20 protein-coding genes are annotated in these 21,545 nt (G+C 64.7%); 14 read left to right on the top strand and 6 right to left on the bottom strand.

Annotated features, from left to right (window positions below; all coding sequences use genetic code 11):
• Nucleotides 1–56: 56 nt before the first annotated feature.
• Nucleotides 57–1,064 (top strand): D-2-hydroxyacid dehydrogenase family protein, encoded by a 1,008-nt coding sequence (locus tag C8C93_RS05935; RefSeq protein WP_055396027.1) that lies wholly within the window; start codon nt 57–59, stop codon nt 1,062–1,064.
• Between the two features lie 287 nt (nt 1,065–1,351).
• On the opposite strand, the gene C8C93_RS05930 is transcribed toward C8C93_RS05935, so the two are convergent.
• Both C8C93_RS05930 and C8C93_RS25215 read right to left on the bottom strand, forming a co-directional pair.
• Nucleotides 1,352–2,479, bottom strand: coding sequence for a branched-chain amino acid ABC transporter substrate-binding protein (locus tag C8C93_RS05930; protein WP_121420293.1), 1,128 nt, complete (start codon nt 2,477–2,479; stop codon nt 1,352–1,354).
• 131 nt (nt 2,480–2,610) lie between these two features.
• Nucleotides 2,611–2,811 carry a hypothetical protein gene (locus C8C93_RS25215; protein ID WP_055396105.1) on the bottom strand — a complete coding sequence of 67 codons (201 nt, stop codon included), beginning with the start codon at nt 2,809–2,811 and terminating at the stop codon, nt 2,611–2,613.
• On the opposite strand from C8C93_RS25215, the gene C8C93_RS25210 reads away from it, so the two are divergent.
• On the top strand, nt 2,810–2,953 hold the full coding sequence (locus tag C8C93_RS25210; RefSeq protein WP_199726987.1) for a hypothetical protein: 144 nt from the start codon (nt 2,810–2,812) through the stop codon (nt 2,951–2,953). The two genes, C8C93_RS25215 and C8C93_RS25210, sit on opposite strands and share 2 nt — an antisense overlap.
• A gap of 280 nt (nt 2,954–3,233) precedes the next feature.
• Here the strand turns inward: C8C93_RS25210 and C8C93_RS05920 are convergent, their stop codons facing one another.
• Together C8C93_RS05920 and C8C93_RS05915 are read right to left on the bottom strand one after the other, a co-directional pair.
• Nucleotides 3,234–3,668 carry a DNA polymerase III subunit chi gene (locus C8C93_RS05920; RefSeq protein WP_121506228.1) on the bottom strand — a complete coding sequence of 145 codons (435 nt, stop codon included), beginning with the start codon at nt 3,666–3,668 and terminating at the stop codon, nt 3,234–3,236.
• A gap of 7 nt (nt 3,669–3,675) precedes the next feature.
• Complete coding sequence (locus C8C93_RS05915) at nt 3,676–5,172, bottom strand: leucyl aminopeptidase (protein WP_121506227.1); 1,497 nt, start codon at nt 5,170–5,172, stop codon at nt 3,676–3,678.
• A gap of 73 nt (nt 5,173–5,245) precedes the next feature.
• Here C8C93_RS05915 and lptF point away from each other — a divergent pair, with 73 nt between their 5' ends.
• From lptF to C8C93_RS05890, 5 genes are all read left to right on the top strand, one after another.
• Nucleotides 5,246–6,349 (top strand): LPS export ABC transporter permease LptF, encoded by a 1,104-nt coding sequence (gene lptF / locus C8C93_RS05910; protein ID WP_121506226.1) that lies wholly within the window; start codon nt 5,246–5,248, stop codon nt 6,347–6,349.
• Nucleotides 6,346–7,452 carry an LPS export ABC transporter permease LptG gene (gene lptG, locus C8C93_RS05905; protein ID WP_121506225.1) on the top strand — a complete coding sequence of 369 codons (1,107 nt, stop codon included), beginning with the start codon at nt 6,346–6,348 and terminating at the stop codon, nt 7,450–7,452. Before lptF ends, lptG begins: the two co-directional genes overlap by 4 nt.
• 33 nt (nt 7,453–7,485) lie before the next feature.
• Nucleotides 7,486–7,866 carry a sirohydrochlorin chelatase gene (locus C8C93_RS05900; RefSeq protein ID WP_121506224.1) on the top strand — a complete coding sequence of 127 codons (381 nt, stop codon included), beginning with the start codon at nt 7,486–7,488 and terminating at the stop codon, nt 7,864–7,866.
• Between the two features lie 64 nt (nt 7,867–7,930).
• Nucleotides 7,931–8,872, top strand: a complete 942-nt coding sequence (locus tag C8C93_RS05895; RefSeq protein WP_010458783.1) for a CysB family HTH-type transcriptional regulator — start codon at nt 7,931–7,933, stop codon at nt 8,870–8,872.
• A gap of 55 nt (nt 8,873–8,927) precedes the next feature.
• Complete coding sequence (locus tag C8C93_RS05890; RefSeq protein ID WP_121506223.1) at nt 8,928–10,100, top strand: pyridoxal phosphate-dependent aminotransferase; 1,173 nt, start codon at nt 8,928–8,930, stop codon at nt 10,098–10,100.
• Nucleotides 10,101–10,121: 21 nt separating this feature from the next.
• Here C8C93_RS05890 and C8C93_RS05885 read toward each other — a convergent pair whose 3' ends face one another.
• The gene (locus C8C93_RS05885; protein WP_121420300.1) at nt 10,122–11,024 is read right to left on the bottom strand and encodes a DMT family transporter; all 903 of its coding nucleotides are present in this window, start codon (nt 11,022–11,024) and stop codon (nt 10,122–10,124) included.
• 500 nt (nt 11,025–11,524) lie between these two features.
• Between C8C93_RS05885 and kdpF the strand changes: the two genes are divergently transcribed.
• The 6 genes from kdpF to C8C93_RS05855 all read left to right on the top strand — a co-directional run bounded on the left by kdpF (nt 11,525) and on the right by C8C93_RS05855 (nt 19,701).
• Entirely contained in the window at nt 11,525–11,620 is a 96-nt protein-coding gene (gene kdpF, locus C8C93_RS05880) for a K(+)-transporting ATPase subunit F (RefSeq protein WP_010458774.1), read from the top strand.
• On the top strand, nt 11,617–13,410 hold the full coding sequence (gene kdpA / locus C8C93_RS05875; RefSeq protein WP_121506222.1) for a potassium-transporting ATPase subunit KdpA: 1,794 nt from the start codon (nt 11,617–11,619) through the stop codon (nt 13,408–13,410). The genes kdpF and kdpA overlap by 4 nt, the downstream gene beginning before the upstream one ends.
• Before the next feature lie 21 nt (nt 13,411–13,431).
• Nucleotides 13,432–15,498, top strand: coding sequence for a potassium-transporting ATPase subunit KdpB (gene kdpB, locus C8C93_RS05870; protein WP_121506221.1), 2,067 nt, complete (start codon nt 13,432–13,434; stop codon nt 15,496–15,498).
• A gap of 53 nt (nt 15,499–15,551) precedes the next feature.
• Nucleotides 15,552–16,166 (top strand): potassium-transporting ATPase subunit KdpC, encoded by a 615-nt coding sequence (kdpC, locus tag C8C93_RS05865; protein WP_121506220.1) that lies wholly within the window; start codon nt 15,552–15,554, stop codon nt 16,164–16,166.
• Between the two features lie 70 nt (nt 16,167–16,236).
• The gene (locus C8C93_RS05860) at nt 16,237–18,969 is read left to right on the top strand and encodes a DUF4118 domain-containing protein (RefSeq protein ID WP_121506219.1); all 2,733 of its coding nucleotides are present in this window, start codon (nt 16,237–16,239) and stop codon (nt 18,967–18,969) included.
• A gap of 21 nt (nt 18,970–18,990) precedes the next feature.
• Nucleotides 18,991–19,701, top strand: coding sequence for a response regulator (locus tag C8C93_RS05855; RefSeq protein WP_121506218.1), 711 nt, complete (start codon nt 18,991–18,993; stop codon nt 19,699–19,701).
• Nucleotides 19,702–19,888: 187 nt separating this feature from the next.
• Here the strand turns inward: C8C93_RS05855 and C8C93_RS05850 are convergent, their stop codons facing one another.
• Nucleotides 19,889–20,839 (bottom strand): YafY family protein, encoded by a 951-nt coding sequence (locus C8C93_RS05850; protein WP_121506217.1) that lies wholly within the window; start codon nt 20,837–20,839, stop codon nt 19,889–19,891.
• Between the two features lie 95 nt (nt 20,840–20,934).
• Between C8C93_RS05850 and C8C93_RS05845 the strand changes: the two genes are divergently transcribed.
• Complete coding sequence (locus C8C93_RS05845; RefSeq protein ID WP_121506216.1) at nt 20,935–21,543, top strand: glutathione S-transferase family protein; 609 nt, start codon at nt 20,935–20,937, stop codon at nt 21,541–21,543.
• The last annotated feature ends 2 nt before the right edge of the window (nt 21,544–21,545 follow it).

Raw genomic sequence — 21,545 nt, 5'->3', positions numbered from 1 at the left:
GTACCAGGGGGCGGTCCGGTATGAAACGACCGGCGTAGCCAAGGCACAATGTCGGGATGAACATTGTGATTCTCGACGACTACCAGGACGCAGTCCGCAAGCTCCACTGCGCATCCCGGCTCGACGCGTACACCGCCAAGGTCTACACCAATACCGTCAAGGGGCTGGGCCAGCTGTCCGTCCGCCTCAAAGACGCTGACATCATCGTGCTTGTGCGGGAGCGCACCCAGATCACCCGTCAACTGGTGGAGAAACTTCCCCGTCTCAAGCTCATCGCGCAAACCGGCAAGATCGGCAATCACATTGATGTAGCTGCCTGTACGGAACGTGGGATTGCAGTGGCAGAAGGCATAGGCTCACCCGTGGCCCCCGCAGAGCTGACGTGGGCACTTGTCATGGCCGCAATGCGCCGACTGCCGCAGTACATCTCCAACCTCAAGCATGGCGCCTGGCAACAATCAGGGCTGAAGACGGCGTCCATGCCTCCCAATTTTGGCCTTGGCAGCGTGCTGCGGGGCAAAACGCTGGGTATCTGGGGTTATGGCCGCATTGGCCAATTGGTGGCGGGCTACGGGCGTGCTTTTGGAATGAACGTCCGCATTTGGGGGCGTGAGGCATCACGCGCCCAGGCCTTGACGGATGGATACCAGGCTGCCACCACGCGCGAGGAGTTTTTCTCGCAATGCGATGTGATCTCGCTCCACCTTCGGCTCAACGACGAAACGCGCGGCATCGTCTCACTCGAAGATCTGTCTTGCATGAAGCCCACCTCCCTGCTGGTCAACACTTCGCGTGCCGAGCTGATTGAGACCGATGCCCTGATTGCCGCCCTGAACCGGGGCCGCCCCGGCATGGCCGCTGTCGATGTATTCGAGAGCGAACCCATCCTTCAGGGCCATGCCCTGCTGCGGCTGGAGAACTGCATTTGCACGCCCCACATTGGCTATGTAGAGCAAGACAGCTATGAGCTTTATTTTGGTGCAGCGTTCGACAATGTGGTGAATTTCATCAAAGGCACTCCCACCAACATCGTGAATCCAGGCGCACTGCAGGTGCGGCGTTAATTTGGCGCAAAAATCGGGTACATCCATCCTCGCTATTGCGGGAAGCAACAAGACTGGAAGCTCCTGACCTCAGTACGATTGCATCTTCTGCTGCGCCTAGCGCCGGTTTTGGTCATCGCCCGAGTCTTCAACAAACTCCAGCTCCTGGGCATTGAGCAGCCAAGCAGAACAACCTGCTCACCCCACCTAGCTGCATTTGAACAACAAAAAAAGGGCTTCCCAAAGGAAGCCCTTTTGTTTGGCGCTCTCCAAAGCCAAAAAAACCTTGAAGAGCCAGACCACTCCGATTACAGAGGGGTCTTCTTGCCGTCCTTGTAGACGTACAGAGTGATGGCGGGGTTCTTCATTTCGCCATTGGGTTCAAAAGCGATGGTGGAGGTCACACCCTTGAAGTTGGACTTGGCCAGCTCGTTCACGTACACCTTGGGGTCCACGGAGTTGGCGCGCTTCATAGCGTCCACCAGCAGGAACGTGGCGTCGTAGGTGTAGGGGCTGTAGACCTGGAACTGGTTGGGGTACTTGGCATCGTACTTGGCCTTCCAGGCCGTGCCGCCAGGCATCTTGGCCAGCGAAGAGCCGCCTTCAGCGCAAATCACGTTGCCCAGGGTCTTGGCACCCGCTGCGAGCTTGGCGATTTCAGACGTGCAGACGCCGTCACCACCGAAGTACTTGACGTTGCCCATGCCCAGTTGTTCCATCTGGCGCAGCATGGGGCCGGCTTGAGGGTCCATACCGCCGTAGAACACGGCATCAGGGTTCTTGGACTTGATGGCTGTCAGGATGGCCATGAAGTCGGTAGCCTTGTCGGTCGTGAACTGCTCGTCCACCACTTTCATGCCCTTGGCAGTGGCAGTCTTCTTGAACACGTCTGCCACACCTTGGCCGTAAGCAGTACGGTCGTCGATGATGGCAACCGTCTTCAGCTTGAGCGTATCCACAGCGTAGAACGCCAGGCCAGCGCCCAGGGCGTTGTCATTGGCGATGATACGGAAGGTGGTCTTGTAGCCAGGCTTGGTCAGGTTGGGGTTGGTCGCAGCGCCCGTCACCATCGGGATGCCGCAGTCGTTGTAGACCTTGGAAGCAGGAATGGTGGTACCGGAGTTGAGGTGGCCGACAACGCCTGCAACTTTGGAGTCGCACAGCTTTTGTGCAGCGGCCGTGCCCTGCTTTGGATCGGCAGCGTCATCTTCAGCTTGAAGTTCGAACTTGATCTTCTTGCCGCCGATGGTGATGCCTTGAGCGTTCAGCTCTTCAATGGCCATGCGGGCGCCATTTTCGTTGTCCTTGCCGTAGTGGGCTTGGGCGCCGGAAACCGGAGCCACATGGCCGATCTTGACCACCTGCTCTTGTGCAGAGGCCACACCAGCAACAGCCGCGATAGCAGCAACCACGGTCAGTTTCAACTTCAATTGCATATCAAATCTCCAGTAAAGATAAACGCTGAGAATCTTCTTGTGTCTCAACGCAGGCGAACATATCGCAATTTACGGGCCAGATCATTAGGGAACACGATTAAACGCGAGAGAAACCACAGGGGAATACCCTGTCATCCCTTTGGCACCGAGGCCGCGCCACTGGCCAGCTCGTCCGCCACCGCCTCGTACACGGCATGCCGGACCACGGATTCAATCTCTTCACGCAGTCGCGGCAGCACTGATCGTGTCTGCTCCTGCACCACGGTGGCGATGGCTTCGCGCAAACGTTGATCCAGCACAACGTCCACACGCTGCATGACCCTGTGCACCATGTACTCCTCCATGCCTTCCGGCAGTGGCCGGGTGAGCTGCGGTCTGGGCGTCTTTGAAGACCCGAGGGTCGACGCGAGCGATGCTGGCGAAGGCGAAGACGAAGACGCGGGAGCCACTGCCGCCGCAACGGGAGCATGGTGAACCAACGGAGCGGGCGCACTCTGCACGGGCGCTGGTGCAGCCGGGCGTGGCGCCATCACAGCAGGCGGGCGGGCACTGGGCAGAGGCGGGCTCAGCGGTCGTGTCGCAGGCTGCGCTGCTGTCGGGCTGGGTCTTGCAGCGGGCAACGCGGACGGAGACATGACCGTGGTGCGCAATGGTGCAGAGGACGCCGGCGGCAGAGGCGCGGAGTCCGGCACCTGCACCACTTCGGTGAGGGTGGGAACAAAGCGCGGGGGCGTTTTGGGAGGAGGCAGCGCCATCAGCCAGCTTTCAGCACCAAGTCGTGGCGAGTAATGGCATAGCCGCGCGATGCATAGTGGCGCCAGCGCGCCCGGGCCTCGCCACGATCCAACTCATCCTGCGCACTCACCACCTCCACCAACCGATCAAACCGGCCAAATCCCTCGGGCACCTCCGCGTGCAGGTTCAGTAGCACTTCATGGTGCGGGGCAGACCGGGCATCGGCAGTCAGCAACACGGGAGACGCATGGACCAGGTCTTGATCAGCATCGCCAAGGCAATGGGCCACAAAGTCCTGCGGAGCAAGGGCCCAGAGCATGCGGTCCAGCGCCGCCAAGGTGTCGGGTGGCGCCGCAATCACCAGGCGGGCCCCGCTGCGCTGCACCTTGCGCGCAAAGCGGCATGCGTAGGCCAGCTTGTCCGGCGCATTGAAATGAAACGCAACCTCGGTCATGGCACGCTCAGGCCGTCTTGGTGCGCACGGAGCGTTTTGCCGCCGCAGGCTTGGAAACCGGCTTGGCACGGGCCTGGCCCATCAGATAGTGCACCAGAAGTCCCACCGGCCGCCCTGTGGCACCTTTTGCGGCGCCACCCTTCCAGGCCGTGCCAGCAATATCCAGGTGCGCCCATGGCACGTCGCCCACGTACTTTTGCAGGAACTTCGCGGCGGTGATGGAGCCCCCCGCACGGCCGGCTACATTGCCCATGTCGGCGAAATTGCTCTTGAGACCATCGGCATAGTCGTCGTCCAGCGGCATGCGCCAGCAAGGGTCCTGGGCAGACTCGCCGGCCTGCTGCAATGCGGATGCCAGGGGATCGTTGTTGGCGAACAGACCACTGCGCACACCACCGAGCGCAATCACGCAGGCGCCGGTCAGGGTGGCGATGTCCACCACGGCGGCAGGCTTGAAGCGGGCGGCGTAGGTGAGCGCATCGCACAGCACCAGACGGCCTTCGGCGTCGGTGTTCAGGATTTCGATGGTCTGACCGCTCATGCTCGTGACCACGTCACCCGGCTTGACGGCACGGCCATCGGGCATGTTCTCGCAGGCGGGTATCAGCCCCACCACATTGATCGAGGGCTGCAACTCTCCCAGAGCGCGAAAGGTGCCCAGCACACTGGCAGCGCCGCACATGTCGAACTTCATCTCGTCCATCTCCGGGGCAGGCTTGATGGAGATGCCCCCGGTATCGAACGTAATGCCCTTGCCCACCAGCACGACGGGAGCCTGGTCCTTGGCCGCGCCGTTGTAGCGCAATTCGATGAATCTCAGGGGTTCCTCGGAACCCCTTGCCACAGCAAGGAAGGCGCCCATGCCCAACCGGGCCACTTCGGCCGGGCCGTGGACCTTGCACTGGATGCGGGGCAGCTTGCTCAGAGTCTTGGCGGCATCGGCGAGCAGGGTGGGGGTGGCATGGTTGGCGGGGCGGTTGCCCCATTCCCGCGCAAACTCAACCCCAGCCACCAGCGCCACACCGGCGTCGAAGTCCTCGCGCACATCCGGGGCGGTGGGTACACCCACCACGCAGCGGCTCAGGCTGCGTGCCTCCACCTTGGTCTTGGTGGTGGTGTAGACATAGCTCACTTCGGCCACAGCCTGCACGGCGGCGCTGACAGAAGCGGCTTGCACGGCTCCGGCAAAACACAACACCACCCGTTTGGTCTGCGGCGCCTTGACGGCACCCCCCACCGCCTGCAGCGCCTGGCGGGTGGCACGGGCAGATCCGTCACCCTGCCCCACCAACACTACGCGACGGGCGGCAACGGCAGGCACTTGGTACAGCTGCAGGTGCTTGCCCGCCTTGGTGGCCAGATCCCCGTTCTTGAGCGCCAGGGCCGCTAGGGCGGACAGCGCATCCTTGCCGGGCTTGAAGCCCTCAGGGAGCAGCACAACCAGCAGGTCGCATTTCTCTGAAGCTGCCGCAGCAAGGTCAAGGGTCTTGAGATCAAAGTTCATAATCGGTGTTTTCCTTTTGAGCGTGCTATGCACTTTGATATGCACGCAAAAGTGCATAGCGCGCTCCTAGCCAATGTTATTCGATTCATCCATCCGCAAGGAGCTGGCGCGCAGCTTTGGCGCGACGCTCGTGGTGCTGGTGACCGTGGTCATGACCATGATGCTCATCCGCACCCTGGGACAGGCATCCAAGGGCAGCGTGAGCCCTTCCGATGTGATGCTGGTCATGGGCTTCACGGTGCTGGGGCAGTTGCCCACCATCTTGAGCCTGAGCCTCTTCATCGCTGTGGTCGGCACACTTTCGCGCATGTACCGTGACAGCGAAATGGTCATCTGGTTTGCCAGCGGCCGTGGCCTCATCAGCCTGCTGCGGCCCTTGCTGCGTTTTGCGTGGCCGGTCATGGTGGTCATTGCTGTGCTGTCGCTGCTGGTGTGGCCCTGGGCCAACTCCCAGATTCAGGAACTCAAGACGCGCTACGAACAACGCAGCGACATCGACCGCATCGCGCCCGGCGAATTCCAGGAATCCTCCAACGGCAGCCGGGTGTTCTTCATCGACAAGGACAGCCCCGACACGCAGGCTGGCAACAACATCTTCATCGCCGCCACCGACGGCGCCCGCGAATCCGTGACCTCTGCGCGCAGCGCGCGGCTGGAGACACGGGGCGGCGAGCGCATGGCGGTGCTGAGCGAAGGACAGCGCCTGGAGACCTCGCGCGACAAGCCCGGCGTCAAGATCAGCGAGTTCTCCGAATACGGCACCCGCATTGGGTCGGCACCTGCAGGCTCGGCGGAAGAACTGTCTGTGAAGACCCGCGCCACGCACGAGCTGCTGATGCAACCCTTGCCCGCCTACCGCGCCGAGCTGGGCTGGCGCCTGGGGCTGGCGCTGGCCGCCATCAACTTCGTCGTGCTGGGCCTGGCCGTGGCCAGCGTCAACCCGCGCGCTGCGCGCAGCACCAGCCTGGTGTTCGCGCTTTTTGCCTTCATCGTGTACTACAACCTCATGACGCTGGGACAAAGCTGGGTGGGTGCGGGCCGGTTGGGCCTGCTGAGCTTCATGGTGCTGCTGCATGGCGGCATGTTGACCATGTCGCTGCTGATCCTGGCTGCGCGCCACAACCACTGGACCGTGCGGCGGCTCTGGCAGCCCCGTCTGACCAGGAGCCCCGCATGAAAACCATTCGCCGCTTGATCCACCGCGAAGCCCTGTTCGCCGTGGCCTTTGTCACCGCCGGATTTCTGGCGCTGTTTTTCTTTTTTGACCTGGTGGACGAACTGCGCTGGGTGGGCCGCACCGGCGCCGAGGGCTACCAGCTCTCGCATGCTTTCCTGTTCGTGGTGCTGAGCATTCCCAGCCACCTGTACGAATTGCTGCCCATTACCGTGCTCATCGGCACCATCTTCGTGATGGCTCGGCTCGCCCAAAGCTCCGAATTCACCATCATGCGCACCAGCGGCATGGGCCCGTGGCGTGCCTTGCGCACCCTGGTGGCGCTGGGGGGCTTCTTTGTACTGTTGACCTTTGCGGTAGGCGACTACATTGCGCCGCTGACCGACCGCGCCGCCCAGCTCGTCAAGGTGCGATACCTGGGGCGCCTGACCACTGGCGCCACGGGCGCCTGGCTCAAAGAGCGCCAGGACGACTACTCCTATGCCGTGAACGTGCGCGCCCTCACACCCAATGGCGGCATGCTGGACGTGCGTATCTTTGAATTCGATGCCAAGGGCCGGCTCGCCTCGCAGACGCGGGCCGCATCCGGCCAGTTTGGGCCGGACGGTGCGTGGAACCTGGAGCAAGTGCAGCGCAGCCGCTTCGAACAGCGCGGCAACGACGAGGCGCGTGTGGAGCACCTGGATGCACCCACCCTGCAGTGGCCCACCCGCATCAGCGCCGACATGGTGGCCGCCTCGCTGCTCAAACCCGACCGCATGGCCACCATCGACCTCTTCCAGTACATCCGCCACCTCGACGCCAACGGCCAGTCTGCCCAGCGGTACGAAATCGAGTTCTGGCGCAAGGTTTTCTACCCGCTCAGTTGCCTGGTGATGGTGGTGCTGGCCCTGCCTTTTGCCTACCTGCATTTCCGCTCGGGCGGCATTGCGGGCTATGTGTTTGGCGGCGTCATGGCGGGCATCAGCTTCTTCTTGCTGAACAACGTGTTCGGCTATGCAGGCAACCTGCAGAACTGGTCGCCCTGGCTCACCGCCGCCGCGCCGGGGCTCATCTATTCCGTGCTGTCGCTAGCCGCCTTCGGCTGGCTGGTGCTTCGCCGGTAAAATTTTTTTAAGCCTTTTGGGCCTCTACCGCTTATGCAACAAGCGCAAGCCGCTATCATTTTATTCGCACACGGATCGCGGGACCCACTCTGGCGCGTGCCGCTGGAAGCCGTTGCGGCGCATATCGCCGCGCAGCAGCCTGGCAGGCCGGTCCTTTGCGCTTACCTGGAACTGTGCACACCATCGCTGCCAGATGCCGCCCAGCAACTCACCGCACAGGGCGCCACGCAGGTCACCGTGGTGCCCATGTTCCTGGGCACCGGCAAGCATGCGCGTGAAGACCTGCCCGTGCTGGTGCAGGACCTGCGTGCCGCCCACCCCGGCGTTCATTTCCACGTGCAGACCGCCATCGGCGAAGACCCGCGCATGACCGCATTGATGGCAGAAATCGCGTGCGAGGCGCCCCAAAGCTGAGGTTCTTCCAATATCTCTTAGATGCTTGCAGCATAATGATGCAACCCTTTAGGCGATATCAGATATGAACCTGCACCAATTCCGTTTCGTTCAAGAGGCAGCACGCCGCAACCTCAACCTGACTGAAGCCGCCAAGGCCCTGCACACCTCCCAGCCCGGGGTTTCCAAGGCCATCATCGAGCTGGAAGAAGAACTGGGCGTGGACATCTTTGCCCGCCACGGCAAACGCCTCAAGCGCATCACCGAGCCCGGCCAGCACGTGCTCAAAAGCATCGAAGTCATCATGCGCGAGGTGGGTAACTTGAAGCGCATTGGCGAGCAGTTCAGCGCACAAGACAGCGGCACCTTGAGCATCGCCACCACCCACACCCAGGCCCGCTACGTGCTGCCCGTGCCCGTGGCGCGGCTGCGTGAGGCCTACCCCAAAGTCAACATCAGCCTGCACCAGGCCACGCCGCACGAGGTGGCGCGCATGGTGATCGATGAAGTGGCCGAAATCGGCATGGCCACCGAATCCCTGGCCGATTACCCCGAACTCGTCACCCTGCCCTGCTACGAATGGCAGCACGTGCTGGTCGTGCCCAACGACCACCCGCTCGCGCAGAAGGAACGCATCGGCCTGGACGACCTGGCGCACGAGGCGTTGATTACCTACCACCCCTCGTTCACCGGCCGGGGCAAGATCGACCAGGCCTTTGCCGCCCGCAAGCTTCAGCCGCGCATCGTGCTCGAAGCCATCGACTCGGACGTGATCAAGACCTACGTGCGCCTGGGCCTGGGCATCGGCATCGTTGCTGAGATGGCCATGCGCGACGACCCGGTGGGCGACTTGGCCGTGCGCCCTGTGGGCCACCTTTTCGGGCAGAGCGTGGCACGCGTTGCCTTCAAGCGCAGCGCCTACCTGCGCAACTTTGTCTATAAATTTGCCGAACTGCTCAGCGACCGGCTGAGCCGCGACCTTATCGCACGTGCGATGACGGGGCACGTCAACGACTATGAGCTGTGACTTCGCCGTAGTTCGCCTGTCTTCAAAACACCTTTGATTTTTACGTTGTTGCGCCATGACCCAAGCTAACGCTGCCGCCCGCACCCCAGCCTTCCCCAGCAAGCTGCCCCACGTCGGCACCACCATCTTCACGGTGATGTCGGCCCTTGCCACCGAACACAAGGCCGTCAACCTGGGCCAGGGCTTTCCAGACTTTGAATGCGCCCCTGAGCTGGTGAACGCCGTCACCGCCGCCATGCAGGCCGGGCACAACCAGTACCCGCCCATGCCCGGCATCCCCGCGCTGCGCGAGGCCGTGGCCCGCAAAATCGAGGCGCTGCACGGCCGCGCCTACAACCCCAATACTGAAATCACCATCACGGCGGGTGCCACGCAGGCCATCATCACCGCCATACTCGCCATCGTGCACCCGGGTGATGAGGTGATCGTGCTCGACCCCTGCTACGACAGCTATGTGCCCAACATCGAGCTGGCTGGCGGCAAGGCCGTGCGCGTGCCGCTCACGCCAGGCACCTTCCGCCCCGACTTCGCCAAGATCAGCGCCGCCATCACGCCGCGCACCCGCGCCATCCTCATCAATAGCCCGCACAACCCCAGCGCCACCATCTGGACGGCCGAGGAAATGCGCCAGCTCGAAGACCTGCTCGCGCCCACCGACATCCTGCTGATCAGCGACGAGGTGTACGAGCACATGGTGTTCGACGGCGCCGAGCACCAGAGCGCAGCGCGCTTTGCGGGCCTGGCCGCACGCGCCTTCATCGTGTCCAGCTTTGGCAAAACCTTCCACGTTACCGGCTGGAAGGTCGGCACCGTGGCCGCCCCTGCAGCGCTGACGGCCGAGTTCCGCAAGGTGCACCAGTTCAACGTGTTCACCGTCAACACGCCCATGCAGCATGGCCTTGCTGCCTACCTGCAAGACCCCACGCCCTACCTGCAACTGCCCGCGTTCTACCAGGCCAAACGCGACCTGTTCCGCCAGGGCCTGGAGGGCTCGCGCTTCAAGCTGCTGCCCAGTACCGGCAGCTACTTCCAGTGCGTGGACATCTCGGCGATCAGCGACTTGAACGAGGCCGATTTCTGCCAGTGGCTCACCCGCGAGGTGGGCGTGGCGGCGATTCCGCTGTCAGCGTTCTATGGCGACGGGTTTGACCAGCGCGTGGTGCGGTTCTGCTTTGCCAAGAAGGACGAAACGCTGCGCGCCGCGCTGGAGCGACTGCGCAAGCTTTGATCTGCAGGGCCTATTGAGGCCCTACCTCGTCTGCCGCGCCAGCCACACCCCCGCCACTGCCAACGCCATCCCCACCAGCGCCCAGCCGCTGAGCGTCTCGCCAAACATGGCCCAGGCAATCAGCGCCGTGGTGGGCGGGGTCAGGTAGAACAGACTGGCCACGTTCACTGCGCCGCCCCGGCGAATGAGCAGGTTCAGCAGGCTCACCGCCCCCAGCGAGAGCACCAGCACCAGCCAGCCCAGCGCAAACACAAACTCTCCCGTCCACGATATGGCCATGGATTCGGTGGCGTAGGCGACGGCGGCCATGGCCACGGCACAGGGCAGGTACTGAATCACCGAGCCCGTGCGCAAGTCGAACGAGGGGCAGAAACGCTTCTGGTACAGCGTGCCGGCCGTGATGCCCAGCAGCGCGACCACAGCGGGCAGCAGCATGCCCATCAGTGCATTGGCTGGCACGGTGGCCACCTTGCCGGCCACCACCAGCGCCACGCCGGTAAAGCCCAGGGCCAGGCCCGCCCACTGTGCCGGCCGCACCTTCTCGCCCAGCAAAGCCCCGGCCACCAGGGCTGTCAGCAGTGGCTGCAACCCCACCACCAGCGCCGTGATGCCTGACGGCAGCCCGTGCCCGATGGCCATGAACACCCCGCCCAGGTACACGCCATGCACCAGCAGGCCCGACACCCCAATGTGCAGCCAGGCCCTTCCCGTTGGCGGCCACGGCGCACGCGCCACGGCGACCACCGCGAGCATGAGCACGATGACGATGGCAAACCGCAGCGCAAGAAAGGTCAGTGGCTCCACATACGGCAGCCCCAGCTTGGCGCCGATAAAGCCGGTGCTCCAGAGCGCCACAAAAAGCAAAGGGACCAGCGAATTGAGCGGACTGGAAGCGCTGGGACGGAGTGGAGTGGCCTGGGTCATGAAGAAAAGAAACGAAAACCGGGGTGGGGATGATCTCACCTTGCGAGCGCCTTGGCTCCGGGCTGGCATCCAAGCACTGCTGTGACCCGGCTCCCTTGCTAGAAAGCCTCAGTGTGTGCCCCAGCAAGGCGTGCAACAGCAGACACACCCAACGCCTGCACCACCACCAGCCAGCCCGTGCCCCGCACAAAGGTGAATCAGAGCAAAAACAGCCTCTAGCGCAGGAAGACAAAGCGCCAATAGCTATCAACTAGATAGCACACCACCACACACCTGTTTGATAGTCCGGCCGCGCGCCCGCGCATCTTGATGCGATCTTGATACCCCGCCCCGCACTCTTGCGCTCGTCTTGATGCGGCCATTCCTAGCATCGGTCCATGTCTCAAGGAGGACGCTATGGACTGGATATTTTTGGCGACAGCAGGCCTGCTCTGGCTGGCTGGCTATGGGCTGGCCCAGGGTTGCGCGCGGCTGCAACAGCAAGCGCAAGGGGGGCGGTCATGACCAGCGGCTGGATGATTCTGGCGGCCGTGCTGGCTGCTGCCCTGTTGGTGTACCTGGTCGCTGTGCTGCTGCGGCCGGAGGACTTTTCATGAGCACCGGTGCCTGGCTGCAACTGGCAGTGTTTATGGCACTGCTGCTGGCGCTGGCTTGGCCGCTGGCGCGCTGGATTGACGCCGTCATGGCAGGCCGCTTTGCCCTGGGGCGGCGGCTGGAGGGGCCGCTGTTCAAACTTGCTGGCGTGCGGCCCGACGAAGAAACTGGCTGGCTGCGCTACGCGCTGGGCCTGCTGGTGTTCAACGGCCTGGGCGTGCTGGCCGTGTATGCGCTGCAGCGCTGGCAGGCGGTGTTGCCCCTCAACCCGCAAGGCATGGCTGCCGTGTCGCCGGACTCGGCCTTCAACACGGCCGTCAGCTTTGTCACCAACACCAACTGGCAAGGCTATGGTGGCGAGAGCACCATGAGCTACCTCACGCAGATGCTGGCGCTGACGGTGCAGAACTTTCTGTCTGCCGCCACGGGCCTGGTGGTCGTCATTGCGCTGGTGCGTGGTTTTGCAAGGCACTCTGCACAATCCATCGGCAATGTGTGGGCCGACCTGACCCGCGCCACGCTATGGGTGCTGCTCCCTCTGTCGCTGGTGCTGGCCGTAGTGTTTGCAGGCCAGGGCGTGATCCAGAACCTGTCACCCTATACCGAGGCACAGACGCTGGAGCCCGTCCACTACGACGCCCCCAAGCTCGATAGCGCAGGCCATCCCGTGCTCGACGCACAAGGCGCCCCGGTCACCGAGCCCGCCACACAAACCACCCAGACGCTGGCCATGGGCCCCGTGGCCTCACAGCTCGCCATCAAGATGCTGGGCACCAACGGCGGTGGCTTCTTCAACGCCAACTCGGCCCACCCGTTCGAGAACCCATCGGCCGCCAGCAACCTGCTGCAGATGCTGGCGATCTTCCTCATCCCCGCCGCGCTGTGCCTGGTGTTTGGCCGCATGGTGGGCGATGAGCGCCAGGGCTGGACGATTCTGGCAACGATGAGCCTCCTATTCCTGGTCGCAGTGTTGGCAGCCACCACGTTTGAGCAGCAGGGCAACCCGCTTCTGGCCTCGCTGGGCGTGGACCAAGCCGCCAGCGCGCTGCAGCCGGGCGGCAACATGGAAGGCAAAGAAACGCGGTTTGGCATCGCCGCCTCGGCCCTGTTCGCAGTGATCACCACAGCCGCGAGCTGCGGCGCGGTGATTGCGATGCACGACAGCTTCACCCCCCTGGGCGGCATGGTGCCCATGGTGCTCATGCAGATGGGCGAGGTGGTATTTGGCGGCGTGGGCTCGGGCCTGTACGGCATGCTGGTGTTCGCCATCATGGCCGTGTTCATTGCCGGGCTGATGATTGGCCGCACGCCCGAATACCTGGGCAAGAAGATCGAGGCGCACGAGATGAAGCTTGTGTCCATCGCGATCCTCATCACCCCGCTGTTGGTGCTGCTGGGCACGGCCGTAGCTGTGATGAGCGAGGCGGGCCGCGCTGGCCTGGCCAACCCGGGCGCGCATGGGTTCAGCGAGGTGCTGTATGCGCTGTCTTCTGCCGCCAACAACAACGGCAGCGCCTTTGCAGGCCTGTCGGCCAACACCCCGTTCTACAACACGCTGCTGGCCGTGGCCATGTGGCTGGGGCGGTTTGGCGTGATCGTGCCCGTGCTGGCCATGGCCGGTGCCCTGGCCGCCAAGAAGCGCGCCACCGCCACCGACGGCACCCTGCCCACGCACGGCCCACTGTTTGTGGTGCTGCTCGGCGGTGTGGTGCTGCTGGTCGGACTGTTGAACTATGTGCCCGCCCTCGCGCTGGGCCCGGTGGGCGAGCATTTGATGCTCTGGCCACGTTAAGAAGATAGCTGGGAGATTGTGATGACTCGCAAAACATTGACCCTGTTCGACCCCGCCCTGGTGCGCCCCGCGCTGCTGGAGGCTTTCAAGAAGCTGGACCCGCGCGTGCAATGGCGCAACCCCGTGATGTTTGTGGTGTACGTGGGCAGCGCATTCACCACCGCGCTGGCCGCCAGCAAACCTGAGGGCTTCACCGCTGCCGTGGCGCTGTGGCTGTGGTTCACCGTGCTGTTCGCCAACTTTGCCGAGGCCATGGCCGAGGGCCGCAGCAAGGCCCAGGCGGCTTCGCTGCGCGGCCTGAAAAAGCAGACCTGGGCGAAAAAGCTGGACGGCCAGTTTGACCGCAACACCCCACGCACCGCCATGACCTGGCTGCCCTTGGAGGCAGCCAACCTGCGCAAGGGCGATGTGGTGCTGGTGGAGGCGGGTGACACCATCCCTGCCGATGGCGAGGTGATCGATGGTGTGGCCTCGGTGGACGAGAGCGCCATCACCGGCGAATCCGCCCCGGTGATCCGCGAATCGGGCGGAGACTTCTCGGCCGTGACTGGCGGCACCCGCGTGCTGTCCGACTGGATCGTAGTGCGCGTGGCCGTGAACCCCGGCGAGACCTTCGTGGACCGCATGATCGCCATGGTGGAGAACGCCAAGCGCCACAAGACACCCAACGAGATCGCGCTGACCATTTTGCTGGTGGCGCTCACCATCGTGTTCCTGGGTGTGGTGGTCACGCTGCTGCCGTTCTCGCTGTTCAGCGTGCAGGCCAGCGGTGCGGGCGAGCCTGTGAGCCTGGTGGTGCTGGTGGCCCTGCTGGTGTGCCTGATCCCCACCACGATTGCTGGCCTGCTCAGCGCCATTGGCGTGGCGGGCATGAGCCGCATGATGCAGGCCAATGTGATCGCCACCTCAGGCCGCGCGGTGGAGGCTGCAGGCGACGTGGACGTGCTGCTGCTGGACAAGACCGGCACCATTACCCTGGGCAACCGCCAGGCCAGCCAGTTCATCTCGGCCCCGGGTGTCACGGATGCCGCCCTGGCCGACGCCGCCCAATTGGCATCGCTGGCCGACGAAACGCCCGAAGGCCGCAGCATCGTCGTACTGGCCAAGCAGAAGTTCAACCTGCGCGAGCGCGACATCGAGGCCATGGGCGCCCAGTTCGTGCACTTCACCGCCCAGACCCGCATGAGCGGGGTGGACCTGCCCGGCCCGCGCCTGCTGCGCAAAGGTGCGGCCGATGCCATCCGCAAACATGTGGAGGCCCTGGGCGGGCGCTTTCCTACCGCCGTGCAGACGGCGGTGGACGATGTATCGCGCCGTGGCAGCACCCCGCTGGTGGTGGCCGATGGTGCCCACGTGCTGGGCGTGGTGGAGCTCAAAGACGTGGTCAAGGGCGGCATCAAGGAGCGCTTTGCCGAACTGCGCCGCATGGGCATCAAGACCGTGATGGTGACGGGCGACAACCGCCTGACGGCCGCCGCCATTGCCGCCGAAGCGGGTGTGGACGACTTTCTGGCCGAGGCCACCCCTGAGGCCAAGCTGCAGCTCATCCGCAGCTACCAGGCCAATGGCCAACTGGTGGCCATGACGGGCGACGGCACCAACGATGCGCCCGCCCTGGCCCAGGCCGACGTGGCCGTGGCCATGAACACCGGCACCCAGGCCGCCAAGGAGGCGGGCAACATGGTGGACCTGGACAGCAACCCCACCAAGCTCATCGAGATCGTGGAGACCGGCAAGCAGATGCTGATGACACGCGGCTCGCTCACCACCTTCAGCATCGCCAACGACATCGCCAAGTACTTCGCCATCATCCCGGCGGCGTTTGTCACCACCTACCCGCAGTTGTCGGCGCTGAACTTCATGCACCTGGCCAGCCCCTCGTCGGCCATCCTGTCAGCGGTGGTGTTCAACGCATTGATCATCATCTTTTTGATCCCGCTGGCCTTGAAGGGCGTGGCTTACCGCGCTGTAGGTGCTGCTGCGCTGCTGCGCCGCAACCTGGCTATTTACGGGCTGGGCGGGGTGGTGGTGCCATTCATTGGCATCAAGTTGATTGACATGGTGCTGGCAGCGACTGGCCTGACCTGAGCCACGCCCCATCCAAAGACATAGCCCACCGAATGACTGAAAAGGAAAATCCTATGCCTGTCCGTATTCCCCGCGACGACGTGCCCGCCAGCCCAGGCGGCCTGCTGCGCCCTGCCCTCACGCTGTTCGTTGTGCTGTCCATCATCACCGGCCTGCTGTACCCCCTGGCCGTCACCGGCGTGGCGCAGACCGCCTTCCCCCACCAGGCCAACGGCAGCCTCATCACGCAAAGTGGCAAGGTGCGGGGCTCCGAACTCATCGGGCAATCCTTCACCGAGCCCGGCCACTTCTGGGGCCGCCCCTCGGCCACGGCGCCCATGCCTTACAACGCAGCGGCCTCGGGCGGATCGAACCTGGGCCCCACCAACCCGGCGCTGGCAGATGCTGTGAAGGCACGCATTGAAGCCCTGCGCGCTGCCGACCCCGGCAACACACAACCCGTGCCCGTGGATCTGGTCACCGCCTCGGCCAGCGGGCTCGACCCGCACATCAGCCCCGCAGCCGCCGCCTACCAAGCCGAGCGTGTGGCCCGCGCTCGCAGCCTGCCCGTGGCACAGGTACAGGCCCTGGTGCAGCTGCACACCGAAAACCCCTGGCTGGGCCTGCTGGGTGAGCTGCGTGTGAACGTGCTGGCCTTGAACCTGGCGCTCGATGCGCTACCAAAATAATAGCTGCCTGCGCTTGATGAATAAGCGCTAGAGGCCAATTTGAATGCAAATTGATGGATACACTGTAGCCATGCAGGATCGCCCCGACCCCGACGCGCTGCTGCAGCGCATCCAGCAAGAGCAAGCCCAGCAGCAGCGTGGGCGGCTCAAGGTGTTCTTTGGCGCCTGCGCGGGGGTGGGCAAGACCTTTGCCATGCTGTCGGCAGCACGCGCTGCGCAGGCGCAAGGCACGCCCGTCACCATTGGCATGGTCGAGACGCACGGCCGTGCCGACACCGAGGCGCTGACCGCCCACCTGCCGCGCCTGCCGCTGCGCGCCCTGCCCTACAAAGACCGCACCCTGCCCGAGTTTGACCTGGACGCCGCCCTGGCCTGGGGCGCCGCGCACCCCGAGGGCCTGGTGCTGCTGGACGAGTTGGCCCACAGCAATGTGGCCGGATCGCGCCACCCCAAGCGCTGGCAAGACGCCGAAGAACTGCTGGCCGCAGGCATCGACGTGTGGTCCACCATGAACGTGCAGCACCTGGAGAGCCTGAACGACATCGTGAGCGGCATCACCGGCATCCGCGTGTGGGAGACGGTGCCCGACCAGTTCTTTGACGCGGCCGACGAAGTGGTGGTGGTAGACCTGCCGCCCGACGAACTGCTGGAGCGCCTGAAGGCCGGCAAGGTCTACCTGCCCCAGCAGGCCGAGCGCGCCGCTGCCAACTTCTTTCGCAAAGGCAACCTGCTGGCCCTGCGCGAGCTGGCCCTGCGCCGCACCGCTGACCGTGTGGACGACGAAATGCGCGCCTACCGCCGCGCCAGCAGCACCAGCGCCGAGGCCGTGTGGCCCAACCGCGAGGCCCTGCTGGCCTGCGTGGGCACGGGCGACAACGCCGAAAAAGTGGTGCGCAACTGCGCCCGTCTGGCCGCCCAGCTCGACCTGCCCTGGCACGCCGTGCATGTCGAGACGCCCGAGCAGCAAGGCCGGTCGGCCACGCTGCATCCGCAGGTGGAGCGCACCTTGAAACTTGCGCAACAGCTGGGGGCCGTGGCCTGCACGGTGCTGCCTGCCGCCCAGCCCGCGCAGGCCCTGGTGCGCTATGCGCGCGAGCACAACCTGGTGCGCGTGGTCATGGACCGCAGCGCACGCCGCTGGCCCTGGCAGACCACGCTGGCCGACCAGGTGGGGCATCTGGCCAGCGACCTCGACCTGCTGCAGGTGGGCACGCTGCCCGCCCGCGCAGGCCTGTCGCGCCCCTCCACCTCCAATGCGTCGCCTGAAACCACGAACAAGGGCGCTGCCTTCTGGCCTGGCTATCTGGCGGCGGGCTTGGCCTGCTGCCTTGCTGCCGTGGTGGCCACGCCGCTGGCCGATGTGCTGGAGCTGACCAACATCGTCATGCTGTTTTTGCTGGTGGTGGTGGGCGTGGCCTTGCGGTTTGGACGCGGCCCTGCCGTGATGGCCGCCATTCTGGGTGTGGCGTTCTTCGACCTTTTCTTTGTACCGCCGCGCTTCACGTTTGCGGTCAGTGACGCGCAGTACCTCGTCACCTTCGCCGTGATGCTGGTGGTGGCCCTGGTAGTGGGCCAGCTCACCGCCGGGCTCAAGGTGCAGGCCGAGTCCGCCACCGAGCGCGAACACCGCGTGCGCAGCCTGTACGACATGGCGCGCGACCTGTCTGCCGCGCTGCTGCCCGAGCAAGTGGCCGAGATTGGCGCGCGGTTCATGACCGGCGAGTTCAACGCAGGCAGCACTTTGGTGGTCGCTGACGACGACAACCGCCTTCAGATACTGCCCGGCGGCAGCGCGCCGGTGGACATGGCCGTAGCGCAATGGGCGTTTGAGCGCGGTGAGCCTGCTGGCCGGGGTACGGACACCTTGCACTCCAGCCCCACGCTGGTGCTGCCGCTCAAGGCGCCCATGCGCATCCGCGGCGTGCTGGTTGTAGCCATGCCCCAAGGACAGGTGCCGGGGGTGGAACCGCGCCGCCTGCTGCAGACCTGTGCCTCGCTGCTGGCCATCTCGCTGGAGCGCATCCACTACATTGATGTGGCGCAAAAAAGCACGGTGCAGATCGAGTCCGAGCGGCTGCGCAACTCGCTGCTCTCTGCCATCTCGCACGACTTGCGCACGCCGCTGGCCTCATTGGTCGGCCTGGCCGAATCACTGGCCATGGTGCAGCCGCCCCTGCCCGCCCACCAGCAGGAGCTGACCGGCGCCATCCAGCAATCGGCCCAGCGCATGAGCGCACTGGTCAACAACCTGCTGGACATGGCCCGTTTGGAGGCTGGGGCCGTGCAGCTCAACAAGGCCTGGCAGCCGCTGGAAGAAGTGGTGGGCAGTGCGCTGGCTGCCAGCGCCCCCGCCATGGGCACCCACCGTGTGGACGTGCACCTGCCCGACGACCTGCCACTGCTGCAGATCGACGCCGTGCTGATGGAGCGCGTGCTGGTCAATCTGCTGGAAAACGCCGCCAAGTACACGCCCGCCGGCACGGCCATCCACATCGGGGCGCAGGCCCAGAGCGATGCGGTGGCCCTGACCATCACCGACGAAGGCCCCGGCCTGCCCAAAGGTCGCGAGGAGCTGCTGTTTGAAAAGTTCGAGCGTGGGGCCCGCGAAAGCGCCACGCCCGGTGTGGGCCTGGGGCTGGCCATCTGCCGCGCCATCGTGCAGGCGCATGGCGGCAGCATCAGGGGCGATACCATCCTCAACGCCCAGGGCCAACCTGCGGGCGCACGCTTCACGCTGCTGCTGCCACGCGGCACACCGCCCACCGACCTGGGCACCGATACCGATACCAACAGCGACGTTTGACGGCACGGCCCCGCAACCACCATGACCGACCTGCCCACCCACATCCTCATCGTCGAAGACGAAGCCGACATCCGCCGCTTTGTGCGCCTGACGCTGGAGAGCGAAGGCCACACCGTGCACGAGGCCGCCACCCTGCAGCGCGGCCTGATCGAAGCTGGCACGCGCCGCCCCGACCTGGTGGTGCTGGACCTGGGCCTGCCCGATGGCGACGGCGTGGACCTGATCCGCGACCTGCGCACCTGGTCGGCCATGCCCATCATCGTGCTCTCGGCCCGCAGCGCCGAGGCCAGCAAGATCGCGGCGCTGGATGCGGGGGCCGACGACTACCTGGTAAAACCGTTCGGCTCGGGCGAGCTGATGGCCCGCGTGCGCGCCCAGCTACGCCGCAGCCAGCGGGCCTCAAGCGCCGAGGCCACACCCGTTATCCAGTTCGGCCCCGTCACCGTGGACCTGGCCCGCCGAACGGTAGAGCGCCGCACGGGGGAGGATGGCAGCGAGGCCCTGCACCTCACGCCCATCGAATACAAGCTGCTCACCCACCTGGCATCCCAGCCCGACCGCGTGATCACGCACCAGCAGTTGCTCAAGGCGGTATGGGGGCCAGGCCATGCCGAAGACACGCACTATGTGCGCGTGCACATGGCCAATCTGCGCAAGAAGGTGGAGGACAACGCCTCGATGCCCCAGCATTTGCGGACCGAGGCGGGCATCGGGTACCGTTTCGTGCCTTGAGCACTCATACCCATTTGCTTTCAAAAATATGAAACCGTAGTTGTCCGTTGCGTTGTGCACCGCCCGCGATGCATGAAACTGGCGCAGCCCAAACCCAGTGCCGCCGCGCTGGCGGCGTGCCCCTCACAGATGGCGAAGCAACGTGAGAGAGGGGGAAGGCGCGAAGCGACTCAGGGGGTGTTTCACTTCAGGCGCAGCGCAAGGCCCGCTCCCCCGCCACCCGCAAGCGCTCCTTCAACGAAACGGGTGCAAGCACTTCGAACTCCACATCGAGCGCCATCAGCCAGTACACCAGTGAATCGTTGGCGCCGCATTCCAGCTGGCACCGCTGCCCCTCATCGAGCGCCGACACCACACCTGCCGACTGCGGAATGCGTCTGGCCATCTCTTGATACGGTGCATGCAACACAATGCGCGCCTGTTCGGCATGGGGCGCCACTGCAATCGAACGTGAAACGTATGCCTTCAGATCCCCGCCATCGGGCGACACCCGGGGCGCGAAATGGGCACCCACCGTGGGAGCACCCACGATGCGGTCGATACGGAAGGTGCGCCAGTCCTCCCGCACCCGGTCCCACGCCACCAGGTACCAGCGGTGGCCGGTATGGGCCAGGCCCTGGGGCTCCACGCTGCGTTCGGCGCTGCGGCCCTTGCTGTCGCCGTAGGTGAACGCCAGGCGCAACTGATCACGGCAGGCCGACGCCAGTGTGGCCAGCAACGAGGCATCCACCACCGGCCCGACACGGTCCATGGGCAGGATGGTGGAGCGCAGTGCATCCACCTGCTGCCGCAGGCGGGCGGGCATGGCCTGCTCCAGCTTGACCAGGGCCCGAAGTGCGGGCTCTTCAATGCCGCCGACCGCGCCGGCCGTGGCAGTGCGCAGGGCAATCGACACGGCCAGCGCTTCGTCGTCGTCCAGCAGCAAGGGCGGCAGCGCCTGACCGGCCCGGAAGGCATAGCCACCCGCCACACCGCTACTGGCATGCACGGGGTAGCCCAGCTGGCGCAGGCGGTCGATGTCGCGCCGCAAGGTGCGCGGGTGCACTTCCAGGCGCTCGGCCAGTTCCGGCCCCATCCAGTGGTTGCGCGTCTGCAGCAAGGAGAGCAGACGCAGCAGACGGGTTGATGAAGTGAGCATGGAGCGACTTTACTTTTTATTGCGGACTGAAATTGTCCGCAATGGCTTTTACAGTGGCAACACCTTTTCTTCCACAGCCACCCAAGGAGCTTTCCATGTCCATCGTTCTCTACTGGCATCCCATGTCCAGCGCCACCCCCATCGCCTGCGCCCTCACCGAGCTGGCCGTGCCCCACGAACGCGTGAAGATCGACATCCGCACCGGCGAGCAGCGCCGCCCGGAGTACCTGGCCCTGAACCCCAACTGCAAGGTGCCCACCTTGACCGTGGACGGCGCCCCCATGTTCGAGGCCCTGGCCATCCACCTCTGGCTGGGCCATCGCTTTGGCATTGAGCGCGGGCTGTGGCCCGCTGCGGGCACGCCCGAGGCGCTGCAGGCCCTGTCGTGGTGCACCTGGGCGTATGTGACCTATGGTGCGCTCGTGGGACGCCTGCATGTGGCAACCCAAGGCGAAGAGGTTTGGCGCAACGCCGCCCAAGCAGAAGCCCTCCTGCGTCAACTGAGCGAGTTGCTAGCGGTGCTGGACGCGCGGCTGGCTGCGCAGCCCTGGATGCTGGGTGCCGACTATTCGCTGGTGGATTTAGTAGTGGGCTCGGTGCTGGGCTACAGCCTGTACCTGGGCGCCCCCGTCAACGCGCACCCGCATGTGCAGGCCTGGCTGGCGCGGGTGCAGGCACGCCCGGCGATGCAGATCGACGCTTGAAG

The sequence above is a fragment of the Acidovorax sp. 93 genome (assembly GCF_003633835.1).
Classification (GTDB): domain Bacteria; phylum Pseudomonadota; class Gammaproteobacteria; order Burkholderiales; family Burkholderiaceae_C; genus Acidovorax; species Acidovorax facilis.
This window is presented reverse-complemented; position numbering and strand designations above follow the sequence as displayed.

What these genes read in the sequence shown, in the direction of transcription:
- C8C93_RS05935 (WP_055396027.1), top strand. Translation starts at nt 57, where the DNA reads ATGAACATTGTGATTCTCGACGACTACCAGGACGCAGTCCGCAAGCTC.
- C8C93_RS05930 (WP_121420293.1), bottom strand. Translation starts at nt 2,479, where the DNA reads ATGCAATTGAAGTTGAAACTGACCGTGGTTGCTGCTATCGCGGCTGTT.
- C8C93_RS25210 (WP_199726987.1), top strand. Translation starts at nt 2,810, where the DNA reads ATGTACTCCTCCATGCCTTCCGGCAGTGGCCGGGTGAGCTGCGGTCTG.
- C8C93_RS25215 (WP_055396105.1), bottom strand. Translation starts at nt 2,811, where the DNA reads ATGGTGCACAGGGTCATGCAGCGTGTGGACGTTGTGCTGGATCAACGT.
- C8C93_RS05920 (WP_121506228.1), bottom strand. Translation starts at nt 3,668, where the DNA reads ATGACCGAGGTTGCGTTTCATTTCAATGCGCCGGACAAGCTGGCCTAC.
- C8C93_RS05915 (WP_121506227.1), bottom strand. Translation starts at nt 5,172, where the DNA reads ATGAACTTTGATCTCAAGACCCTTGACCTTGCTGCGGCAGCTTCAGAG.
- lptF (WP_121506226.1), top strand. Translation starts at nt 5,246, where the DNA reads ATGTTATTCGATTCATCCATCCGCAAGGAGCTGGCGCGCAGCTTTGGC.
- lptG (WP_121506225.1), top strand. Translation starts at nt 6,346, where the DNA reads ATGAAAACCATTCGCCGCTTGATCCACCGCGAAGCCCTGTTCGCCGTG.
- C8C93_RS05900 (WP_121506224.1), top strand. Translation starts at nt 7,486, where the DNA reads ATGCAACAAGCGCAAGCCGCTATCATTTTATTCGCACACGGATCGCGG.
- C8C93_RS05895 (WP_010458783.1), top strand. Translation starts at nt 7,931, where the DNA reads ATGAACCTGCACCAATTCCGTTTCGTTCAAGAGGCAGCACGCCGCAAC.
- C8C93_RS05890 (WP_121506223.1), top strand. Translation starts at nt 8,928, where the DNA reads ATGACCCAAGCTAACGCTGCCGCCCGCACCCCAGCCTTCCCCAGCAAG.
- C8C93_RS05885 (WP_121420300.1), bottom strand. Translation starts at nt 11,024, where the DNA reads ATGACCCAGGCCACTCCACTCCGTCCCAGCGCTTCCAGTCCGCTCAAT.
- kdpF (WP_010458774.1), top strand. Translation starts at nt 11,525, where the DNA reads ATGACCAGCGGCTGGATGATTCTGGCGGCCGTGCTGGCTGCTGCCCTG.
- kdpA (WP_121506222.1), top strand. Translation starts at nt 11,617, where the DNA reads ATGAGCACCGGTGCCTGGCTGCAACTGGCAGTGTTTATGGCACTGCTG.
- kdpB (WP_121506221.1), top strand. Translation starts at nt 13,432, where the DNA reads ATGACTCGCAAAACATTGACCCTGTTCGACCCCGCCCTGGTGCGCCCC.
- kdpC (WP_121506220.1), top strand. Translation starts at nt 15,552, where the DNA reads ATGCCTGTCCGTATTCCCCGCGACGACGTGCCCGCCAGCCCAGGCGGC.
- C8C93_RS05860 (WP_121506219.1), top strand. Translation starts at nt 16,237, where the DNA reads ATGCAGGATCGCCCCGACCCCGACGCGCTGCTGCAGCGCATCCAGCAA.
- C8C93_RS05855 (WP_121506218.1), top strand. Translation starts at nt 18,991, where the DNA reads ATGACCGACCTGCCCACCCACATCCTCATCGTCGAAGACGAAGCCGAC.
- C8C93_RS05850 (WP_121506217.1), bottom strand. Translation starts at nt 20,839, where the DNA reads ATGCTCACTTCATCAACCCGTCTGCTGCGTCTGCTCTCCTTGCTGCAG.
- C8C93_RS05845 (WP_121506216.1), top strand. Translation starts at nt 20,935, where the DNA reads ATGTCCATCGTTCTCTACTGGCATCCCATGTCCAGCGCCACCCCCATC.